The following is a 15,934-nucleotide window of genomic DNA, read 5'->3' on the forward strand; positions in this document are numbered from 1 at the left end:
AAAAGTACCCATTTCCCGGATTAGCGGGAGATGGGTGCTTAATTTTTAGGAGAGTTTTTCCTCCTGGGTCTCCGGCTCCTCTGCCTGCTTGCGGGCAACGTGGGAGCTGCCCCACTCGTGCATCGCTTCGAGTATCGGCTCCAGGCTCCGGCCGTATTCGGTAATGGAATACTCTACCTTGGGCGGAATTTCCGGATAAATGACGCGCTGGATAATATCTTCATCCTCGAGCTCGCGCAGCTGCTTGGTGAGCATGCGCTGGGTGATGCCCGGCATTTTTCGTTTTAATACGCTGAAGCGCTGCGTGCCGTCATTAAGGAGATGCACAAGGATGACAGGCTTCCATTTTCCGACTAGGATACCGAGCGCCTCCTGAAACTGGCAGAATTCGACTTCTTTTTTCATTAATGCCACTCCTTAGTATGATTTTACAAAGCAGGTATGTAAGTATTTTCTTGCATGCAATTCAGTATGTACATACTACCATGTTCCACCATGAAAGCGAACTTTTTTGCTTACGCTCTTTGAAATCCGTCATTGGTACCCTCAAGGGAACTATACCACTTTTAAGTGCGTACTTGTTTTCGCGAACGGAGCGACTAAAATAATAGGAGCAGAGAAAAATTAAACATTTAAGAAAAAGAGGGATAGCTGTGAACGTATTACTAGTAAAAGCAAATAACCGCCCGGATGGCATTTCCACGAAAATGTACGAAACGTTTCTGGAAAACGTCCAGAATGCGGGCGCATTGAACGTCGAGACCTACGACGTGTTTGAAGAGGATACCCCGTATTTCGGCCAGGACTTCTTTGACGCTTTCGGACGCCTTGCGACAGACGGGGAGCCAACCGAGATGGACCGCCGGGTGCTTGCCGCCAAGCAGAAAGCAAAGGACGCCTTCAGCGCTGCTGATCTGGTCGTATTTGCCTTTCCGCTGTGGAACCTGACAATTCCTGCTAAGCTTCAGACCTTTATTGACTATATCGCTGAAGCCGGCTACACGTTTAAATACAGCCCGGAAGGTGCGTTGATTCCGCTGATGCCAGAGAAAAAAGTAATCTTTCTGAACGCCCGCGGCGGCGTGTATTCCGCTCCGGAAATGGCCGGCATGGATATGGCGCTTGCGTACATGCAGAACATTTTTGGCGGTCTGTATGGTATGGATATCGTAGATGAAGTAGTAATCGAAGGCCATAATGCCAACCCGGACCAGGCAGAGGAAATCATCGACGCTGGACTCAAGGAAGTTGCGGAAGCTGCTTCCCGCGTAGCGTACCAAAAAGTATAACGAATCAATCAACCCGCCCGGCAGGAAACTGCCGGCGTTTTTTTTGTGGGAAAACATAGGAGAGGTAGGCAGAAAAGCAAATCTTTGCTACACTTTTTGTAATATTTTAGGTTATAAAAAGTAGAGGGAAGGACATGGAAACGGGGCACAATCGAATACGTACGACGCTGATATTCTTGTTTGATGGTCTGAAGCTGTGCTTGTTTTTACAATGGATATGTATGCTCGAGCCTGCTTTTCCCTCTTTCTTATTTCTCTTCTGGCATTATTTGGGGCTGCTGAAGCGTGGCTCGAATGGCATTTTGCCAGAGAAGCAAAAGAATATATTGTAACTGGTGTAACTATTTTGTATTTTATTGTTTCTTACCTTGCACTGGAGCTTCTATTTTAGTTGAAACGTATTCAGTAAAGCATAAGTTCTGCCAGAGCGATTATGCCGATTAATGCGGAAACAATGCTGATAAAAAAGGAATGCCAGTGCTTGCGTTCCTGACGGATATTGCGCTTTTCTTCTATGCCATCGAGCAGGGACAGAAGCGCAAAATGGAAACCCAGTGCCGGGAAAACCCATGCCGTTTTTTCGGTACCGATAAAAAGAATAAAAAGGAAAAGTGTAAAAACGGTGACATAAATCTTAGCCTTCAAAAACTTTTCCCCCTGCATCCGGTAGTTGTTTCTTCGGTAGGGAACCCGTGTTTTCTTTCGCATTCTATTATCAATAATTAGTGTAAGAAGAAAAATAATGAGAATGATCATTGCTGTAGTCACGATAGGAACTCCTTTTTATTAGAAATCAACTGGAAAAATTAAGGCTGTTTCAAGTATACATATATCTCTTTAACCGTACGAAGAATCAATATAACTGGTCATATATTTTCCCTTAAGGAGGTTTTTCAATGAGTGTCCGGCAAATAATACTTTTAGCTGCATTAATCATATCAATCACTGTAATTATGGGCATGAATTATTTTGAAAAGGAAAACCTGTTCATTATGATACCGCTCGCTGTGCTGGCCGTAATGGGATCGGGATGGCTTACAGCTGATGTTATTAAAAATAAGCGATGTGTGAAGAATGAAAGCTTATGACGATGTTTACAGAAGCAGTGACAGTTCTTTTTCTATTATTAATCCCGGTAGTGCTCGTCTCCTTCGCTTTATACGCAGTGCTTGAACCGGCGAACTGGAAAATGCATGTGCTGATTACAGTCGGATATGTGCTCATTGCAGGTGTGGTCTCCCTGGTAAGTGCAGTTATTGCGGGGGCGCGAAGCGGGGAATTTGAATCAGGGGACGTCATTTATACTTTTACTACAATTACTGTGTGTATGATCGTCGGCCTTGGCGGCTATTCGCTGTTTCGGGAATATTTATAACGGAGCGTTCCTGCTTTTAAAAATAAAGGGAAATATCCATATTTATGTGCAAATATAGAGGCGGAAAAGGCATTTTATCGTGAAAATTTGTTTGAAATATTAATAGTTCGGAAAATAGATATGTATGAGCAATTGCTTTTTTAAGCGGGAGCATTTATAAAGTACAAACGTTACTAGCCAATTCAACTATCAAAGGAGATGATTACATGGCAGAGAAAAACGAAAATAACAAGGAAAATAAAGGCTACGGCTGGGTAGCTACAGGCAGTCTGATCGGCGGATCCCTTCCGCTTATCACACGTAAGATTAAAAAAGGCCTGACGCCGGATGACGATGATAAAGGCAAGAAAAAGGATAAAAAGAAAAAATCGAAAAAACCGCGTTATATTTTAAACAAAAAGAAGAGCACACCGAAAAAATTGGCGAAGCAGAAAAAGCTCCTGAAGAAAAAAGCAAAAGGCAAGCTGCCGAAAAAGCTGAAGAAATAGTAACTCTGAAGCATCCTTTCCTATCGCCGGGAGGGATGTTTTTTCTAAATTTTTTTTGCGGAAAATAGTTTAATATCCATAATGAGCGTATATAATTAATAATGAAAACACCATTACTTCGAATAAGGAGGAATGCATGATGGCAGATTTAACACCTAATCGCCGTAATCGTGGGTTTTTCCCGGACCTGTCCCGTGGTTTTGGATTTGGAGATTTGCTGAATGACCGCTTTTTGGAGCCGCTTCAGGACATGAACAAGTTTAAGCTGGATGTTCGTGAAGAAGACAAAGAATACGTAGTCGAAGCGGAGCTCCCTGGCTTTCGAAAGGAAAATATCCGGGTGGAATATGAAGCACCGGTGCTTTCGATAAGCGCGAAGCGGGAGGAAAAGCAGGACATTGACCATGACGACTACGTGCACAGAGAACGCAGCTACGGCGAATTCCGCCGGCGTATAACACTTGAGAATGTTAAGGATGACGATATCCAGGCTTCTTTTGAAAACGGCGTACTGAAGCTGCAGCTTCCAAAAGAAGAAAAACGGTCTGTAAATAAAAAACAAATCGATATTCAATAGAAATATTACAGACAAACTGTAAATATTCGTTTTTGCACTTGAATATGCTGAAAATACTGGCACAACCGTGTTAAATGCTTTGAATCAAGAAGAATTACCTGCCTTCATTTTGAAGGCGGTAATCTGATTGTAATATTTTGTGACAAATTCTGGTGGGTAAACCGCTGTTTATATCTTCTTAAAGCTTCGAAGCAGGCCCTTGGGTCTGCTTTTTTTACATAAAATGAAAGTTTATTAAGAGGAGATTACAACTAAATTAATGCTGTTGATATTTTCAGGACCCCGCGTCATAATCGGAAGCGTTGTGTTTGAGAGAAAGCACATAAGTAATTCAGCAATCAACTACATTTAACAACCAACTTAATTCATGCAATAGTGACGTAAAGGTAAGTAATCATATAGGCAAACAATTCATTGGGCATCGTCATCGGGACGAAAAAAATATTTTTACCTCGGAGGTTGAATCAACATGATGAAAAAAACATTATTTGGAACAGCAATTACAGCAGGCGTCGTATTCGGAGCACCACAGGCAGCGGACGCATCCATCAGCGACCACGGCCAAATGGACAGAGGAGACGTTAACTCTTCTGTTGCGGAGCTTCAGGACACGCTGAAGGAAAAAGGCTATTTCCACGGAAACACCGGCTCCACATTCGGACCTAGAACAGAAAGTGCTGTCAAAGACTTTCAGGCAGATAACGGCATTTCTTCTTCTGCCGGCAACTACTTCGGCGTAGCCGGTCCGGAAACACAGGCAGCTCTCGGTGGATCCAGCTCATCTGATTCCTCCAGCGAAGAAGTAGCAGGCGCTTCGACTTCCGAGTCCTCGAACAGCACAAGCGGTGGCGACACAATGACCATGGAAGCTACGGCATACACAGCTGAATGTGCAGGCTGCAGCGGCATCACGGCAACTGGCGTTAACCTGAACAACGACCGTGACGCGAACGTTATCGCTGTGGACCCAGACGTTATCCCACTCGGTTCTACAGTGAAAATCGAAGGCATGGGTACGTATGAAGCAGCAGACACTGGCGGTGCGATTAATAACGACCGCATTGACATCCACGTGCCGACTAAATCTGACGCTTATTCCTTCGGCCGTCAGGACGTCGAAGTAACAGTAGTCGACTAATCAATAGCACTAAGCAGAAATCCTCTCCAGAGCTGGAGAGGATTTTTTTGTGTCACAGTTCAATAGGTTTGTATCATAGGAAATTTTTGTTAATAACAGTATAATATTTTATACCGAAAATATTATACTGGAGGCACGAATGTGAGTGATCTATGCAAAATAATGTGTGTAGTCGGAACCCGGCCGGAGGTTATAAAAATGGCTCCGCTCGTACATAAAATTTCAGGAAATGAGCAATTTGAATTGACCCTGGTAACGACCGGTCAGCATAAAGAAATGGTTGAGCAGGCGCTGGAGCTGTTTGAGCTGCAGGTGGATGTAGACCTGAAGGTGATGGAGAAAAGCCAGACACTTACAGGTATTACCTCCAAAGTACTGGAGCGTCTGGAGCCGGTCATGCAGCGCGAACAGCCTACTGTCGTTTTGGTGCACGGGGACACAACGACGACGTTAGCTGCCAGTCTGGCGGCTTTTTATCAAAAGGTAGATATCGGGCATATCGAGGCCGGGCTTCGTACATATGATAAATATGCGCCGTATCCGGAGGAAATGAACCGACAGCTGGTGTCGAGATTGGCGGATTGGCATTTTGCACCGACGGAATTAGCCAAACAAAATTTACTGGCGGAAAATATTGATGCTGCGGGCATACATGTGACCGGCAACACGGGCATTGACTGCTTAAGTTTCACATTAAAGAAGCAGTATAAGCATGAACTGCTGGAGCATATAAACGGGCATGATTTTATACTGGTTACCGTGCACCGCAGAGAAAACCTCGGCGTTAATATGAAGAATATTTTCCTGGCCCTGCACGATATTCTCGACTTTTTTCCGGATATTCATATCCTGTTTCCGGTTCATAAAAATCCTGCTGTTCGTGAGCTTGCTGAACAAATGCTTCAAAACCATCCGCGGATCCATTTAACAGAGCCGCTAAATACGGTTGATTTTCATAATATTGCCTCCCGTTCGATGCTTATTTTGACAGATTCCGGAGGCGTTCAGGAGGAAGCACCCTCCCTGAATAAGCCGGTGCTTGTGCTCAGGGATCAGACCGAGCGCCCGGAAGGGGTTGCTGCAGGCGTGTTAAAGCTTATTGGAACAAATCGTGAAGCCATTGTTCAGTGCGTCGTGAACCTTTTAACCGATGAACAAAGCTATCAGCAGATGGCAGGCGGCATTAACCCGTATGGCGATGGCAGAGCCGCAGAACGAATTATCAGCATGCTGGAAAAGCACTACGCTTCCGCGCAGGCTGCGGGGAGAGAATAATATGAGAATTATTCAGTCTATGGTGCTGTTGTCCGGTCTTATGGCTCTGTCTATGCTGGCGCTGATATGGTTCAGCAGCTCCGTGCTTAGTTTGATGGTGACATCTGTCATCGGCCTGCTGCTGGGGGTCGTAATTTTACTTCCCACACGGTTGATTTTTCCCGCTGCCCTCGTGTCAGTACTGGTGTATGGATTTTTTCTGACGGGGTGGAGCATGTTTTTTGCTGCAGCGCCTCCCCAGGAGGAATTAATTCTTCATCATATTCTTTTCAGCATCTTTGTTATTTCGTTCTGGCTGTTTTTCGTTTCGGTGAAAACAGCTGTGGAGGAAAACCATTCGCTGCGCCAGAAAGTAAGGGAGCTGGAAAAATACCAGGGTGAGCTGATGATGCTTTCCAACAGTGAATTTAACAATCAGGCGGAATTGTTTTTAACAGGTATGCAAAGGCGCCGGGAGCAGGGATTTCTCGTTGAAGTCATGCTCCGCAGCTCTGTCTACACGCAGGATGCACTGCAGGAGGTTATGAGCGGCGTGTTAATCGATTCGATCCGGAGCCGGTTTGATCTGGTAACCAATAACGGGGACCAAAGCTTTACGATGTTTTTGCAGAACACGGATGAAAAGGGGCTGCGCATTGTGCTCGAGCGGATTAACGAAAACTGCAAGGAAAAGGTATCAATGATAGAACCACCGTATGAGCTGCGTTACGCCGAAATACAGAGCTACAGTCTCGAAGCAACGCGGGAGCATTTACAACAGCAGAAGGCGGGGGCCTGAAGTGACAATATTTTTTATATGCGTGATGAGCTTTTTCTGGGCCCTTTTGCTGTATTATTCGTGGCTGGCGGTAGGCGGCGTTATTCACAGACGGCGGCTGTATCCTTATAAAGAACTGAATGACTATCCTTCCGTTTCGATATTTATCCCTGCCCATAATGAAGGTGTGGTTATGAAGGAAACGCTGAAGGCGATGAATGCGCTGGATTATCCCGGGGAGCTTCGGGTATTTCTGCTTGATGACAATTCATCTGATGAAACGGAAGAGATCGGCCTTGCTTACAGCCGGATGTTTTCCCGTATTCACTACATTCAGGTTCCCCCGGGGGAGCCGAAGGGAAAGTCGCGGGTGCTGAACTACGGCCTGAGCTTTATCGACACGAAATATTTTCTTGTGTATGATGCCGATAATCAGCCGGAGCCCGGGGCGGTTAAACAGCTGGTGGAGGCTGCGGAACAAACCGACAGGGCAGTAGGAGCGGTAGGCTATGTGAAAACGATCAATGCCAGGAAAAATTTACTGACGCGGATGATCGCCCTTGAGTTTCAGGTGTTTCAGCTGCTGATGCAGAGCGGCCGCTGGTACTGGTGGAAAATGGGGTCCCTGGCTGGTACGAATATGCTGCTTGAAGTAGACGCGATGAAACAGCTTGGCGGCTACGATGAATATGCTCTCGCCGAGGATGCGGAATTAACCATCCGGGTGGCGGCGAAAGGATGGAGACTCCCGGTAGTGCCGGAGGCTAAGACGTGGGAACAGGAGCCGGAAACGATCTCCATTTTTCTGCGTCAGCGCACGCGCTGGTTAATTGGCAACATTTATCTGCTCGAAAAATCGTTCAAGGATTTTTCGTTCTGGAACAGAACGACCATGCTGCATTCGGTTCAGCATATTATCACCTACCTGTTTTTTGTGCTCCTGTTGTTTTTATCCAATATTTTATTTGTGCTCAGTCTTTTTGATGTTTTTACCACAGCGATTACAGTTCCGCTTTTGATGATCTGGTTTATGAGCTATATTGTTTACACGAGCCAGATTTTCAGCGCCCAGGTGCTGGAGCGGGATGTGACGACCAGGCAGGTCGCCGTAGGAAGCGTGATGTATTTCACCTACGCTCAGCTGTTTTTGATTTTGCTCGCTAAAAGCTTTTATGCCTATGTGGGAAGCCGTCTGCGCCATAAAGTGATTAAATGGGACAAAACGGAACGGTTTAAAGGCGGGAGCTCGTGACACGTAAACAATTAATGATAGGGATAGCCAGTATTATGATGGCTGCAGCGGTGTTTGCTTTCATCAACGCGTACAATCAGACGGATACGGTAGTAAGTACGGTGGAGGAGCAGTATCGGGGCGACAATGGCTTAATTCAGAATTACCCGAAGACCGGCGGGGCGGAGTATTTATCTGAAGCGGAGGGTCTGTATTTGGAGTATCTGCTGCTGACCGGCCGGGAGGAACTTTTTCAGGACGAAGCAGAACGGCTGGAACCGCTTCTGCAAAAGGTTCCTTCCGGGAAGCTGGTTCAGTGGAAGAAGGGGAGCAATACATTCACCAATGCGTTGATTGATGACGTTCGTATTGCCTCCGTGCTCGATCAGGCTGGCGCCGAGTTTAATAATAGCAGCTATACGGAGCTGTCCAGGGCGATTCAGGACGGCCTGAGAGCCAGTAATTTTTCGGAGGGAAGCTGGCGGGATTATTACGACTGGCAGGAGCACCAGGTATCACCGGAAATTCATTTTAGTTATTTTTCCATTGAAATATGGAAGCAGTTCGGGTGGCCGCTGAAGGAACTTCAGATCATTCAGCGTGCGGAGGACAGCGGCAGCGTGTTTTATCTGGAATCGTATAATGCTGTAGAGCAGCAGCCGGAGGCGTACAACCTGGAGGAAGTGAATATGATTGACCAGGTGCTGATTATGCAGCAGATGAACCCGGAAGCACCTGAAAAGGAAGCGCTGGCACAGTGGATTGATGAAAAGTACGAAGAGGAAGGTAAAATTTACGGCCGTTACGACCGGACCTCAGAGGAACCATCCGTTAATTATGAGGCGGCAAGCGTGTATGCCCTGCTTTTAATCCAGGAAATTGATAATGGCAGCATTCAGGAAGCAGAAAAATGGGAGAAGCCGTTGAGAGAGCTTTACGAGGCTTCAAGCCCAGCAGAGGATACCCATTTTTTCGATTACATGCTGGCAGCAATTGCGCTCGAACGGCTGGAGCAGGCACAGGACAGTAGATAAAAAGAAAATATTACCAACTGCCTCTGACGGATGCTTTACCGTCGGAGGTTTATCTTTAGTAATGACTCAGGGCACCTGCTGCTAATCTTTCCCTTGTAACATATATTAAAAAGCAGGAAAAACGTTTAGAATATGATAGAGACCAAAAGAAAAGCTTTAATAAAATCGTTATGCCGGAGGAAAAAGATGATACATATCAAACAGGCCGGACCCTCACATGTCTCCGGCATTATTTCTGTCTGTACGAAAGCGACCTGGGCGACGTACCGAAAGCTGTGCAGCGATGATTATCTCGATCGGGTGTGCCGGGAGTTTTATAATGAAGCCAGAGTGCTCGATGAGGTGAAGCATACAAGCCTCGACTGGGGCGGCTATTTTACAGCTTTGGAAAATGAAACAGTAGTAGGGGCTGCGGGCGGTGGCATGACTGGGGAGAAGGAATCCGAACTGTATGTGCTGTATCTGGACCCGGCCCGCCGGAATGAGGGTATCGGCACGAAACTGCTCGGCGCGGTAACCCGCCAGCAGCAGAAATGGGGATCGGCCGAGCAGTGGGTGTCGGTGCAGAAGGACAACCAGCTGGCGATTCCCTTTTATGAAGCCAGAGGCTTTACGTACGAAGGAGAGCGTATCGGGTATGCGAACACGGAAGACGAAGATTATGTATCGCTCCGGTACAGGCGCGCTATTTAAATAGAAGAAAAACAGCTGCGAACCGGGCAGCCCAAGGAGGAAGAACATGCTTATCATGCTCATGGTGCTGGGCTTCGCCGGTGTATTGACAGCGGTCAGCTTTATTCCCAACAGCCGGGTGAGGAAAATTGCCGTTTACAGCAGCTATGCGTTGTTTCTTACAGCGCTCGCGATTTTAACGCTGGGATAGCTGTGGCGAAATTTAAAAAGACAGTCGTTTTGTTGTACTATATGTAACTGTTTTGGTTATAATTAACAATAGAAATGGAGGAATGACAAATGAAAGCACTAGTAACCGGAGCAACAGGCAAATTAGGATCCCAGGTGATGCAGTCGCTGCTGAAAAAGATGCCGGCTGATCAGCTGGCCGTCAGCGTACGGAACCCGGACAAGGCCCAAGATTTGAAGGAAGCAGGGGTGGACGTGCGCCGCGGCGATTTTGACGATCCGCAAAGTCTGGACGAAGCGTTTGCCGGCGTGGACCGGCTGCTGATTATTTCAACAGACGGAGATAATGATACAAGAATCCGACAGCATACGAACGCGGTGGAAGCTGCGGCGCGGGCGGGTGTTTCCTTTATTGCCTACACAAGCATCGGCCATGCAGAAAGCAGCACGATGTTTTTGGCTCCGCCGCATCGAGCAGCCGAAAATGCAATCATTGAAACCGGCATTCCGTACGCATTTCTTCGCAACAACTGGTACCTTGAGAATGAAGTGCCGGGTATTCAGGGAGCCATGAACGGGGCGCCGTGGGTTACTGCTGCCGGGACCGGCCGGACAGGATGGGCGCTGCAGCTCGATTACGCAGAAGCAGCGGCTGCGGCTCTCGCTGGAGAAGGTGTACAGCAGTCGGTTTACGAGCTTTCCGGCCGCCCGCACACCCAGGACGAACTCGTAAGCGTACTCGGAAAAGAAATTCCAGTGCAGCATGTGGATGACGATGAATACGCGGAAATCATGAAGGAAGCCGGGATGCCGGAGGCGGTTGTACCAATGCTTGTAAGCATCCAGCAGGGCATCCGCAGCGGATCGCTCGACATTGAAAGCAATGATTTTGAAAAGCTGCTCGGCCGTCCGGCCACGCCGATGCATGACGCGCTTGAACATCTCGTGCGGACACTTCCAGCCGAGTCTTAATTACGACAACGCCTCAAGCTGTACGCTTTTGGAGCGCGGGAGCTGATAGCAGCCTCCCGCGTTTTTTCGTGAAAAGGGAAAACGCGGTGCATCCGCCGATGACGATGGCGCTGCCTGCCGCCTGCGCCCAGGTGAGGTGTTCGCCAAAAAGGATAAAGGCAAGCAGGGCGGTAAACAGCGGATTAAAGTTTAAAAACAGCCCGGAGGTTGTCGCTCCCAGATGCTTCACACCTATTCCCCACAGCACCATACAGACAATCGTGGCAATGATGCTTAAAAACAGCATCGATCCGATAAATGCGGCATCGATCTGATGGACGGGAATCTGAAAGCCGTTGACTGGAAGCAGCAGGAGTACGCCGAACAATCCGGAGTAGCAGACCGACATCATCGGAGACACCATGGTGGTCGCCCAGCGGCTGCAGATTGAGTAGAGCCCAAAAACCAGAACTGCCGCAAGCATCCACACATCGCCGGAGGCAAAAGAGAAGCCAGTGAGACTTCCGCCGCTCACGACGAGCAGTACGCCGGCGGTGGAAATGAGCATGGCCATGATCTGTGCGCCGCGCAGCCGTTCACGGAGAAGAAGCGCTGAAAACAGTGCGATCGACAGCGTATTCATCGTCGAGATAATGCTTACGCTGGTGGCATTGGATGAATCAAGCGCGGTAAACTGCAGAATATTAAATAGTGCGACGCCTGTAATTCCCATCAGAAGCAGTGGTACAATCGCTTTTCTGTCAGGAAGCAGGCGTTTTTCTGTGAACAGAATGATGGGGAGCAGGCAGAAAACAGCAATGCCGTAGCGCAGAATCGTCAGCGTCACGGGAGAAGCGTAGGCGGTCAAGCCTTCGCCAACGATGAAATTGCTCCCCCAGCATAGGCTTGCGAGCAGCAGCAGTGCGGTGTATTTCATGATTGTTCCCTCCCGTAATATTGTACGAAATAAATGTATCATGTAAAATGATTGTATAAAATATTATTTTGTATAAATTGATAAATACAAAATATTTATTAATAAAACGATCATGAAAAAGAATTTATTTTTGTTTAAGGAGAAGAAAGCACTTGATAAACGAATATTATTAAGGAGGAAAACGCATGTTAGACGATGTGGACGTACATATTCTTGATTTACTGCAGACGGAAACGAGGCTCAGCAACCTGGAGCTGTCCCAGCGGGTGAGCCTTTCGGCGCCGGCGACTCACGCCCGGGTCAAACGGCTGGAGCAGGAAGGATATATTGATTCGTATACGGCGATCCTCAACCAGGAAAAGCTCGGGTATGATCTTTTGTGCACGGTATTTATGAGTACGAGCATTCACCAGACGCAGGAGTTAAACGAGCTCGAACATCGTTTATCGGAAATGCCGGAGGTGATGGAGTGCTACTGCATGACCGGCTCGTTTGATTATATGCTGAAAACGATCCACCGCAGCCGCAAGGAGCTAGAGGCGTTTATCCGGGAGCTGAACCAGCTCGGCGTCTCCCAGCTGCAGACGAGCATCGTGCTTAGGGAGGTCAAGGCTTCGACGGTGCTGCCGCTCAGGAAATAAAAATAGATTCAGAGATTAATATAGAAAAAACGGAATAGCCAAAACCGAGCAATTAATACGTTAAAATGCCTTTAAAAAAAGCGGATATGTTTTCGTAGTGGGGCTGCATAGAGCGGAGGAGAATAGCAATGATACCGGATGGTTTTCGAGAGTATGATCCGATTAAATACGCTTCAACAATTCGAGCAATTCAAAAAGGCTTTTCAGGAAATGGGAAGTTTATTCTGGATGATAAATATTTGCTGAAGACTTTTCCGGTCGGGAGGCTTGAGGAACGAAAGCATGTATTCAAAGTGTTGAATACGCTTGAAAATTATTCTTCCTTTATTCCACGTGCAATAGATATCGGAAAACGGAAGTTAGATGATGGAAATGAACAGGCGTTTATGCTGATGACATATCTGCCGGGAGTTGATGCAGAAGCAGTGCTTTCTTCTCTTTCCCAAAAAGATCAGTACAAAGCAGGTTTTGAAGCATCCAAAGAGCTTGCAAGGCTGCATGAGCTTGAAGCACCACCTGAATATCCTGATTGGAAAACGGTGAAAACAAAAAAGATCGACCGGTACTTCGAGCAGTTGAATAAAACAGGGGTGGATCAGGAAACGGGGCATCTGCTGTATACTTATATCAAAAAGCACGAACATTTAATGGCAGACCGCCCAAATAGATTCCAGCACGATGATTTTCATCCCTCCAATCTGTTAATAGCAGGAGGGCGGTTCCAGGGAATTATAGATTTCGACCGGATGGATTGGGGTGACCCGGTGCATGATCTGCAAAAAACCGGCTTTTTCACGAAAAATGTAAGTCATGCGTTCAGTAGGGGAAGTATCGATGGTTATATTCAAGCAACAGAATTTGATGAAAACCTTTTTTGGAGGCTGTATGCATTGTATTCAGCCGTTCATGTCGTATCAGCGATAGTATGGGCATACCGGGAAAGTAACGTGCAGCATGACAAGCTGCTCAGGTACAGTAAAGAAGTTATTCAGGACCACCATTATTTTGATAGAAATATACCGGAATGGTATTGGAAATAGAGCTTATAAAGTTACTCGCTTTAACTGTTCTTTTTAAATCCATCAGTCAACGGAGGAATTCAGATGCATACCGAAGATTTTATCAGCATTATGATCCATCAGACCGATTTGAAATTAACGAGCTTTATTAAAGAAGAACTGCAGGCGTTTAATCTTACTCCGGAGCAGAACCTTATCATGATGCTTTTGTGGGAAGAAGACGGCCGCACCCAGAACGATATCGCCCGCAAGCTGCAGAAGGATAAAACCAACGTTGCCCGGATGGCTGCCCAGCTTGAAAAAAAGCAGTTCGTACGGCGGGCGGCGGGGACTGAGGACCAGCGGGCCATGCAGCTGTTTGTGACAGAAGAAGGAAGGCATCTTCAGGAAAAGGTACGCCCGGCGGCCGAGCGTTTCAACGCTGCCGTGACGAAGGGAATCAGCATAGAAGAGCTCAAAGCGCTTGAACAGACGCTTGCCAAAATAAATAAAAATGTTTCGGGGAGTCTCTGGGGGGAGTAGGGGCTCTCGGAGTAGATTCTTTGCAGGAGCCAGAAAAATATGTTGTACTAAAGATGCAGATTAAATGAATTGAATATATTTTTTGAGTAAATAGTTGCTATGCATACTAAATTGAAAGTGAGGGATTATTCATGGCGCATCAACAGCATTTGTTTCAGCGCCGGATCCGTGATAAATGGACGGTACAGTACGAGGAATTCGGTTTTCCTTCCATTCAGAAGGGGTGGGTGCTGCCGGTGGACCGGTGGAAGGAGTTTGATCCGTTCATTTTAATGGCCGAGGACTGGTTCAAGAAGGGCACGTTCCCGGATCATCCGCACCGTGGCTTTCAAACTGTTACGTATGTGGTGGACGGAAGGCTTGAGCACATTGACAACGGCGGCGGCCGCGATATTCTCGAGCCCGGCGACGTGCAGTATATGAATGCCGGCTGGGCGGCCCGCCATGCAGAGGACGGGGTGGAAAATGATATCGCCCATACCCTGCAGCTGTGGCTGAACCTGCCGAAGGACCAGCGAAATACCGATACCATCTACCAGAATGTATACGGAGAAGAGGCTCCGACCGTACAGATTGACGGCGGAAATTTAAAGGTTTTTTCCGGGACCGTCGCCGGGGAAGAAGGGCCGCTGAACTCGCTCGTCCCCATCACGCTGACCGAAATTAATTTATCGGAGGGGGCGGAATACGTGCATCATCTGCCGGAAAACCATAATGCCTTTTTATACACGCTCTCCGGCAGTGCCGATGTGGCGGATGGTACCGTCAACAAGCATGACGTGGCGACGCTCACCTTCGAGGATAACGGAGATCCGGAAGCGCTCTCGACGCTCCGCATTAAAGCCCATAAGCGCCGGACGAGACTGCTCGTGTATTCCGGTGAACCTATCCGTGAAGAGATTGTACCGTACGGTCCGTTTGTGATGAGCAGTATGGAAGAAATCAGGCAGGCGTACCGGGACTTTCACGAGGGAAAATTCGGCCCGCCCGCAGAGTAAGCTGAACAGAGTGTCATTCAATATGAAGGAGATGGAGCAGAATGGATGTACTGACAGCAATTCATTCACGCCGCAGTAACGGACTCGTAGAAGAAACTGAAGTACCGGAGGATATCATTGCGCAGGTGCTCGAAGCCGGCACCTGGGCGCCGTCTCACCACAAAACGGAGCCGTGGCAGTATTTCGTCATGACCGGTGACGGGCGCAGGCAGCTCGGGGAAGCGATGGCCGCCATTGCCGCGGAAGGTATGACGCCGGAAGAAAAAATGGAAAAGCAAAAGAATCTCGAAAAGCAGAAGGAAAAGCCGATGCGTGCACCGGTCGTGATTGCAGTGGCAGCCGAGCCGTCTGAGGAAGAGCGGGTGGATACGCTTGAAGAGTACGGCGCAGTATACGCCTCGATCCAGAACATGCTGCTCGCTGCGCATGCCCTCGGGCTGGCGGCCTTCTGGCGCACCGGGGCGCACTGCTATCATCCGAAAATGAACGATCTGTTCGGCCTGGGGCGGCGGGGAAAAGTACTCGGACTGATTTATATCGGCTATCCGATGCGGGAGATGAAGAAAGGGCACCGGAAGCCGGTGGAACAGGTGACCACCTGGATAACGGAATAATAGCGGCATATAAAAAGCAGGCAGCGGCTTCCTCCCGCTGCCTGCTTTTTGTTATTTTTCATCGTGCCTTTTGTTCAGCTGCTGACGCAGATTCAAACGCTGCTGTAAGTATTCCCGAAGAGAAATTTCTTTTTGGACCCATTGCTGTTTTAGAGCATTAAGCTGGTTTAAAAGATGATGTTTGTTCATGCGATCCTCCTGCAACCATATTTCAATTATATTGTATC

At 47.6% G+C, this 15,934-nt stretch carries 23 protein-coding genes; 19 read left to right on the forward strand and 4 right to left on the reverse strand.

The window, feature by feature from the left end:
• Nucleotides 1-45: 45 nt before the first annotated feature.
• Nucleotides 46-405 (reverse strand): winged helix-turn-helix transcriptional regulator, encoded by a 360-nt coding sequence (locus ACTRXF_RS01965; protein ID WP_474277583.1) that lies wholly within the window; start codon nt 403-405, stop codon nt 46-48.
• A 248-nt stretch (nt 406-653) separates the two neighbouring features.
• Here ACTRXF_RS01965 and ACTRXF_RS01970 point away from each other — a divergent pair, with 248 nt between their 5' ends.
• Both ACTRXF_RS01970 and ACTRXF_RS01975 read left to right on the forward strand, forming a co-directional pair.
• Nucleotides 654-1,289: an FMN-dependent NADH-azoreductase gene (locus tag ACTRXF_RS01970; protein WP_474277585.1), complete on the forward strand. Its 636-nt coding sequence runs from the start codon at nt 654-656 to the stop codon at nt 1,287-1,289.
• A gap of 217 nt (nt 1,290-1,506) precedes the next feature.
• Nucleotides 1,507-1,680, forward strand: coding sequence for a DUF4181 domain-containing protein (locus ACTRXF_RS01975; protein WP_474277713.1), 174 nt, complete (start codon nt 1,507-1,509; stop codon nt 1,678-1,680).
• 11 nt (nt 1,681-1,691) lie between these two features.
• Here ACTRXF_RS01975 and ACTRXF_RS01980 read toward each other — a convergent pair whose 3' ends face one another.
• The gene (locus ACTRXF_RS01980) at nt 1,692-2,057 is read right to left on the reverse strand and encodes a hypothetical protein (RefSeq protein ID WP_474277587.1); all 366 of its coding nucleotides are present in this window, start codon (nt 2,055-2,057) and stop codon (nt 1,692-1,694) included.
• A 128-nt stretch (nt 2,058-2,185) separates the two neighbouring features.
• Here ACTRXF_RS01980 and ACTRXF_RS01985 point away from each other — a divergent pair, with 128 nt between their 5' ends.
• From ACTRXF_RS01985 to ACTRXF_RS02040, 12 genes are all read left to right on the forward strand, one after another.
• Nucleotides 2,186-2,377, forward strand: a complete 192-nt coding sequence (locus ACTRXF_RS01985; RefSeq protein ID WP_474277589.1) for a hypothetical protein — start codon at nt 2,186-2,188, stop codon at nt 2,375-2,377.
• Nucleotides 2,374-2,664 carry a hypothetical protein gene (locus ACTRXF_RS01990; RefSeq protein ID WP_474277591.1) on the forward strand — a complete coding sequence of 97 codons (291 nt, stop codon included), beginning with the start codon at nt 2,374-2,376 and terminating at the stop codon, nt 2,662-2,664. The genes ACTRXF_RS01985 and ACTRXF_RS01990 overlap by 4 nt, the downstream gene beginning before the upstream one ends.
• Before the next feature lie 206 nt (nt 2,665-2,870).
• Nucleotides 2,871-3,152: a hypothetical protein gene (locus ACTRXF_RS01995; protein ID WP_474277593.1), complete on the forward strand. Its 282-nt coding sequence runs from the start codon at nt 2,871-2,873 to the stop codon at nt 3,150-3,152.
• A gap of 139 nt (nt 3,153-3,291) precedes the next feature.
• Nucleotides 3,292-3,729, forward strand: coding sequence for an Hsp20/alpha crystallin family protein (locus tag ACTRXF_RS02000; RefSeq protein WP_474260708.1), 438 nt, complete (start codon nt 3,292-3,294; stop codon nt 3,727-3,729).
• A 469-nt stretch (nt 3,730-4,198) separates the two neighbouring features.
• A complete protein-coding gene (locus ACTRXF_RS02005) occupies nt 4,199-4,867 on the forward strand; it encodes a 3D domain-containing protein (protein WP_474277595.1) in 669 nt (222 codons plus the stop codon).
• A gap of 141 nt (nt 4,868-5,008) precedes the next feature.
• Nucleotides 5,009-6,142, forward strand: coding sequence for a non-hydrolyzing UDP-N-acetylglucosamine 2-epimerase (gene wecB, locus ACTRXF_RS02010; RefSeq protein WP_474277597.1), 1,134 nt, complete (start codon nt 5,009-5,011; stop codon nt 6,140-6,142).
• A gap of 1 nt (nt 6,143) precedes the next feature.
• Complete coding sequence (locus tag ACTRXF_RS02015; RefSeq protein ID WP_474277599.1) at nt 6,144-6,920, forward strand: hypothetical protein; 777 nt, start codon at nt 6,144-6,146, stop codon at nt 6,918-6,920.
• Nucleotide 6,921: 1 nt separating this feature from the next.
• Nucleotides 6,922-8,151, forward strand: a complete 1,230-nt coding sequence (locus ACTRXF_RS02020; protein ID WP_474277601.1) for a glycosyltransferase family 2 protein — start codon at nt 6,922-6,924, stop codon at nt 8,149-8,151.
• Nucleotides 8,148-9,164 (forward strand): hypothetical protein, encoded by a 1,017-nt coding sequence (locus tag ACTRXF_RS02025; RefSeq protein ID WP_474277603.1) that lies wholly within the window; start codon nt 8,148-8,150, stop codon nt 9,162-9,164. Before ACTRXF_RS02020 ends, ACTRXF_RS02025 begins: the two co-directional genes overlap by 4 nt.
• A gap of 186 nt (nt 9,165-9,350) precedes the next feature.
• The gene (locus tag ACTRXF_RS02030; RefSeq protein ID WP_474277605.1) at nt 9,351-9,857 is read left to right on the forward strand and encodes a GNAT family N-acetyltransferase; all 507 of its coding nucleotides are present in this window, start codon (nt 9,351-9,353) and stop codon (nt 9,855-9,857) included.
• 46 nt (nt 9,858-9,903) lie between these two features.
• Nucleotides 9,904-10,047, forward strand: coding sequence for a hypothetical protein (locus ACTRXF_RS02035; RefSeq protein WP_474277607.1), 144 nt, complete (start codon nt 9,904-9,906; stop codon nt 10,045-10,047).
• Between the two features lie 89 nt (nt 10,048-10,136).
• Nucleotides 10,137-10,997, forward strand: a complete 861-nt coding sequence (locus ACTRXF_RS02040) for an SDR family oxidoreductase (RefSeq protein ID WP_474277609.1) — start codon at nt 10,137-10,139, stop codon at nt 10,995-10,997.
• A gap of 13 nt (nt 10,998-11,010) precedes the next feature.
• On the opposite strand, the gene ACTRXF_RS02045 is transcribed toward ACTRXF_RS02040, so the two are convergent.
• Entirely contained in the window at nt 11,011-11,913 is a 903-nt protein-coding gene (locus ACTRXF_RS02045; protein ID WP_474277612.1) for a DMT family transporter, read from the reverse strand.
• 185 nt (nt 11,914-12,098) lie between these two features.
• Between ACTRXF_RS02045 and ACTRXF_RS02050 the strand changes: the two genes are divergently transcribed.
• The 5 genes from ACTRXF_RS02050 to ACTRXF_RS02070 all read left to right on the forward strand — a co-directional run bounded on the left by ACTRXF_RS02050 (nt 12,099) and on the right by ACTRXF_RS02070 (nt 15,707).
• Nucleotides 12,099-12,554: an Lrp/AsnC family transcriptional regulator gene (locus ACTRXF_RS02050; protein ID WP_474277614.1), complete on the forward strand. Its 456-nt coding sequence runs from the start codon at nt 12,099-12,101 to the stop codon at nt 12,552-12,554.
• Nucleotides 12,555-12,682: 128 nt separating this feature from the next.
• Entirely contained in the window at nt 12,683-13,594 is a 912-nt protein-coding gene (locus ACTRXF_RS02055; protein WP_474277617.1) for an aminoglycoside phosphotransferase family protein, read from the forward strand.
• A 63-nt stretch (nt 13,595-13,657) separates the two neighbouring features.
• Nucleotides 13,658-14,095, forward strand: coding sequence for a MarR family winged helix-turn-helix transcriptional regulator (locus ACTRXF_RS02060; protein ID WP_474277619.1), 438 nt, complete (start codon nt 13,658-13,660; stop codon nt 14,093-14,095).
• 131 nt (nt 14,096-14,226) lie between these two features.
• Complete coding sequence (locus tag ACTRXF_RS02065) at nt 14,227-15,093, forward strand: pirin family protein (protein WP_474277621.1); 867 nt, start codon at nt 14,227-14,229, stop codon at nt 15,091-15,093.
• A gap of 41 nt (nt 15,094-15,134) precedes the next feature.
• Nucleotides 15,135-15,707: a nitroreductase family protein gene (locus ACTRXF_RS02070; RefSeq protein ID WP_474277623.1), complete on the forward strand. Its 573-nt coding sequence runs from the start codon at nt 15,135-15,137 to the stop codon at nt 15,705-15,707.
• 51 nt (nt 15,708-15,758) lie between these two features.
• Here the strand turns inward: ACTRXF_RS02070 and ACTRXF_RS02075 are convergent, their stop codons facing one another.
• Nucleotides 15,759-15,896, reverse strand: a complete 138-nt coding sequence (locus tag ACTRXF_RS02075) for a hypothetical protein (RefSeq protein WP_474260726.1) — start codon at nt 15,894-15,896, stop codon at nt 15,759-15,761.
• Nucleotides 15,897-15,934 lie beyond the last annotated feature (38 nt).

It is taken from the genome of Marinococcus sp. LNHM3E3-2.2 (assembly GCF_056034385.1).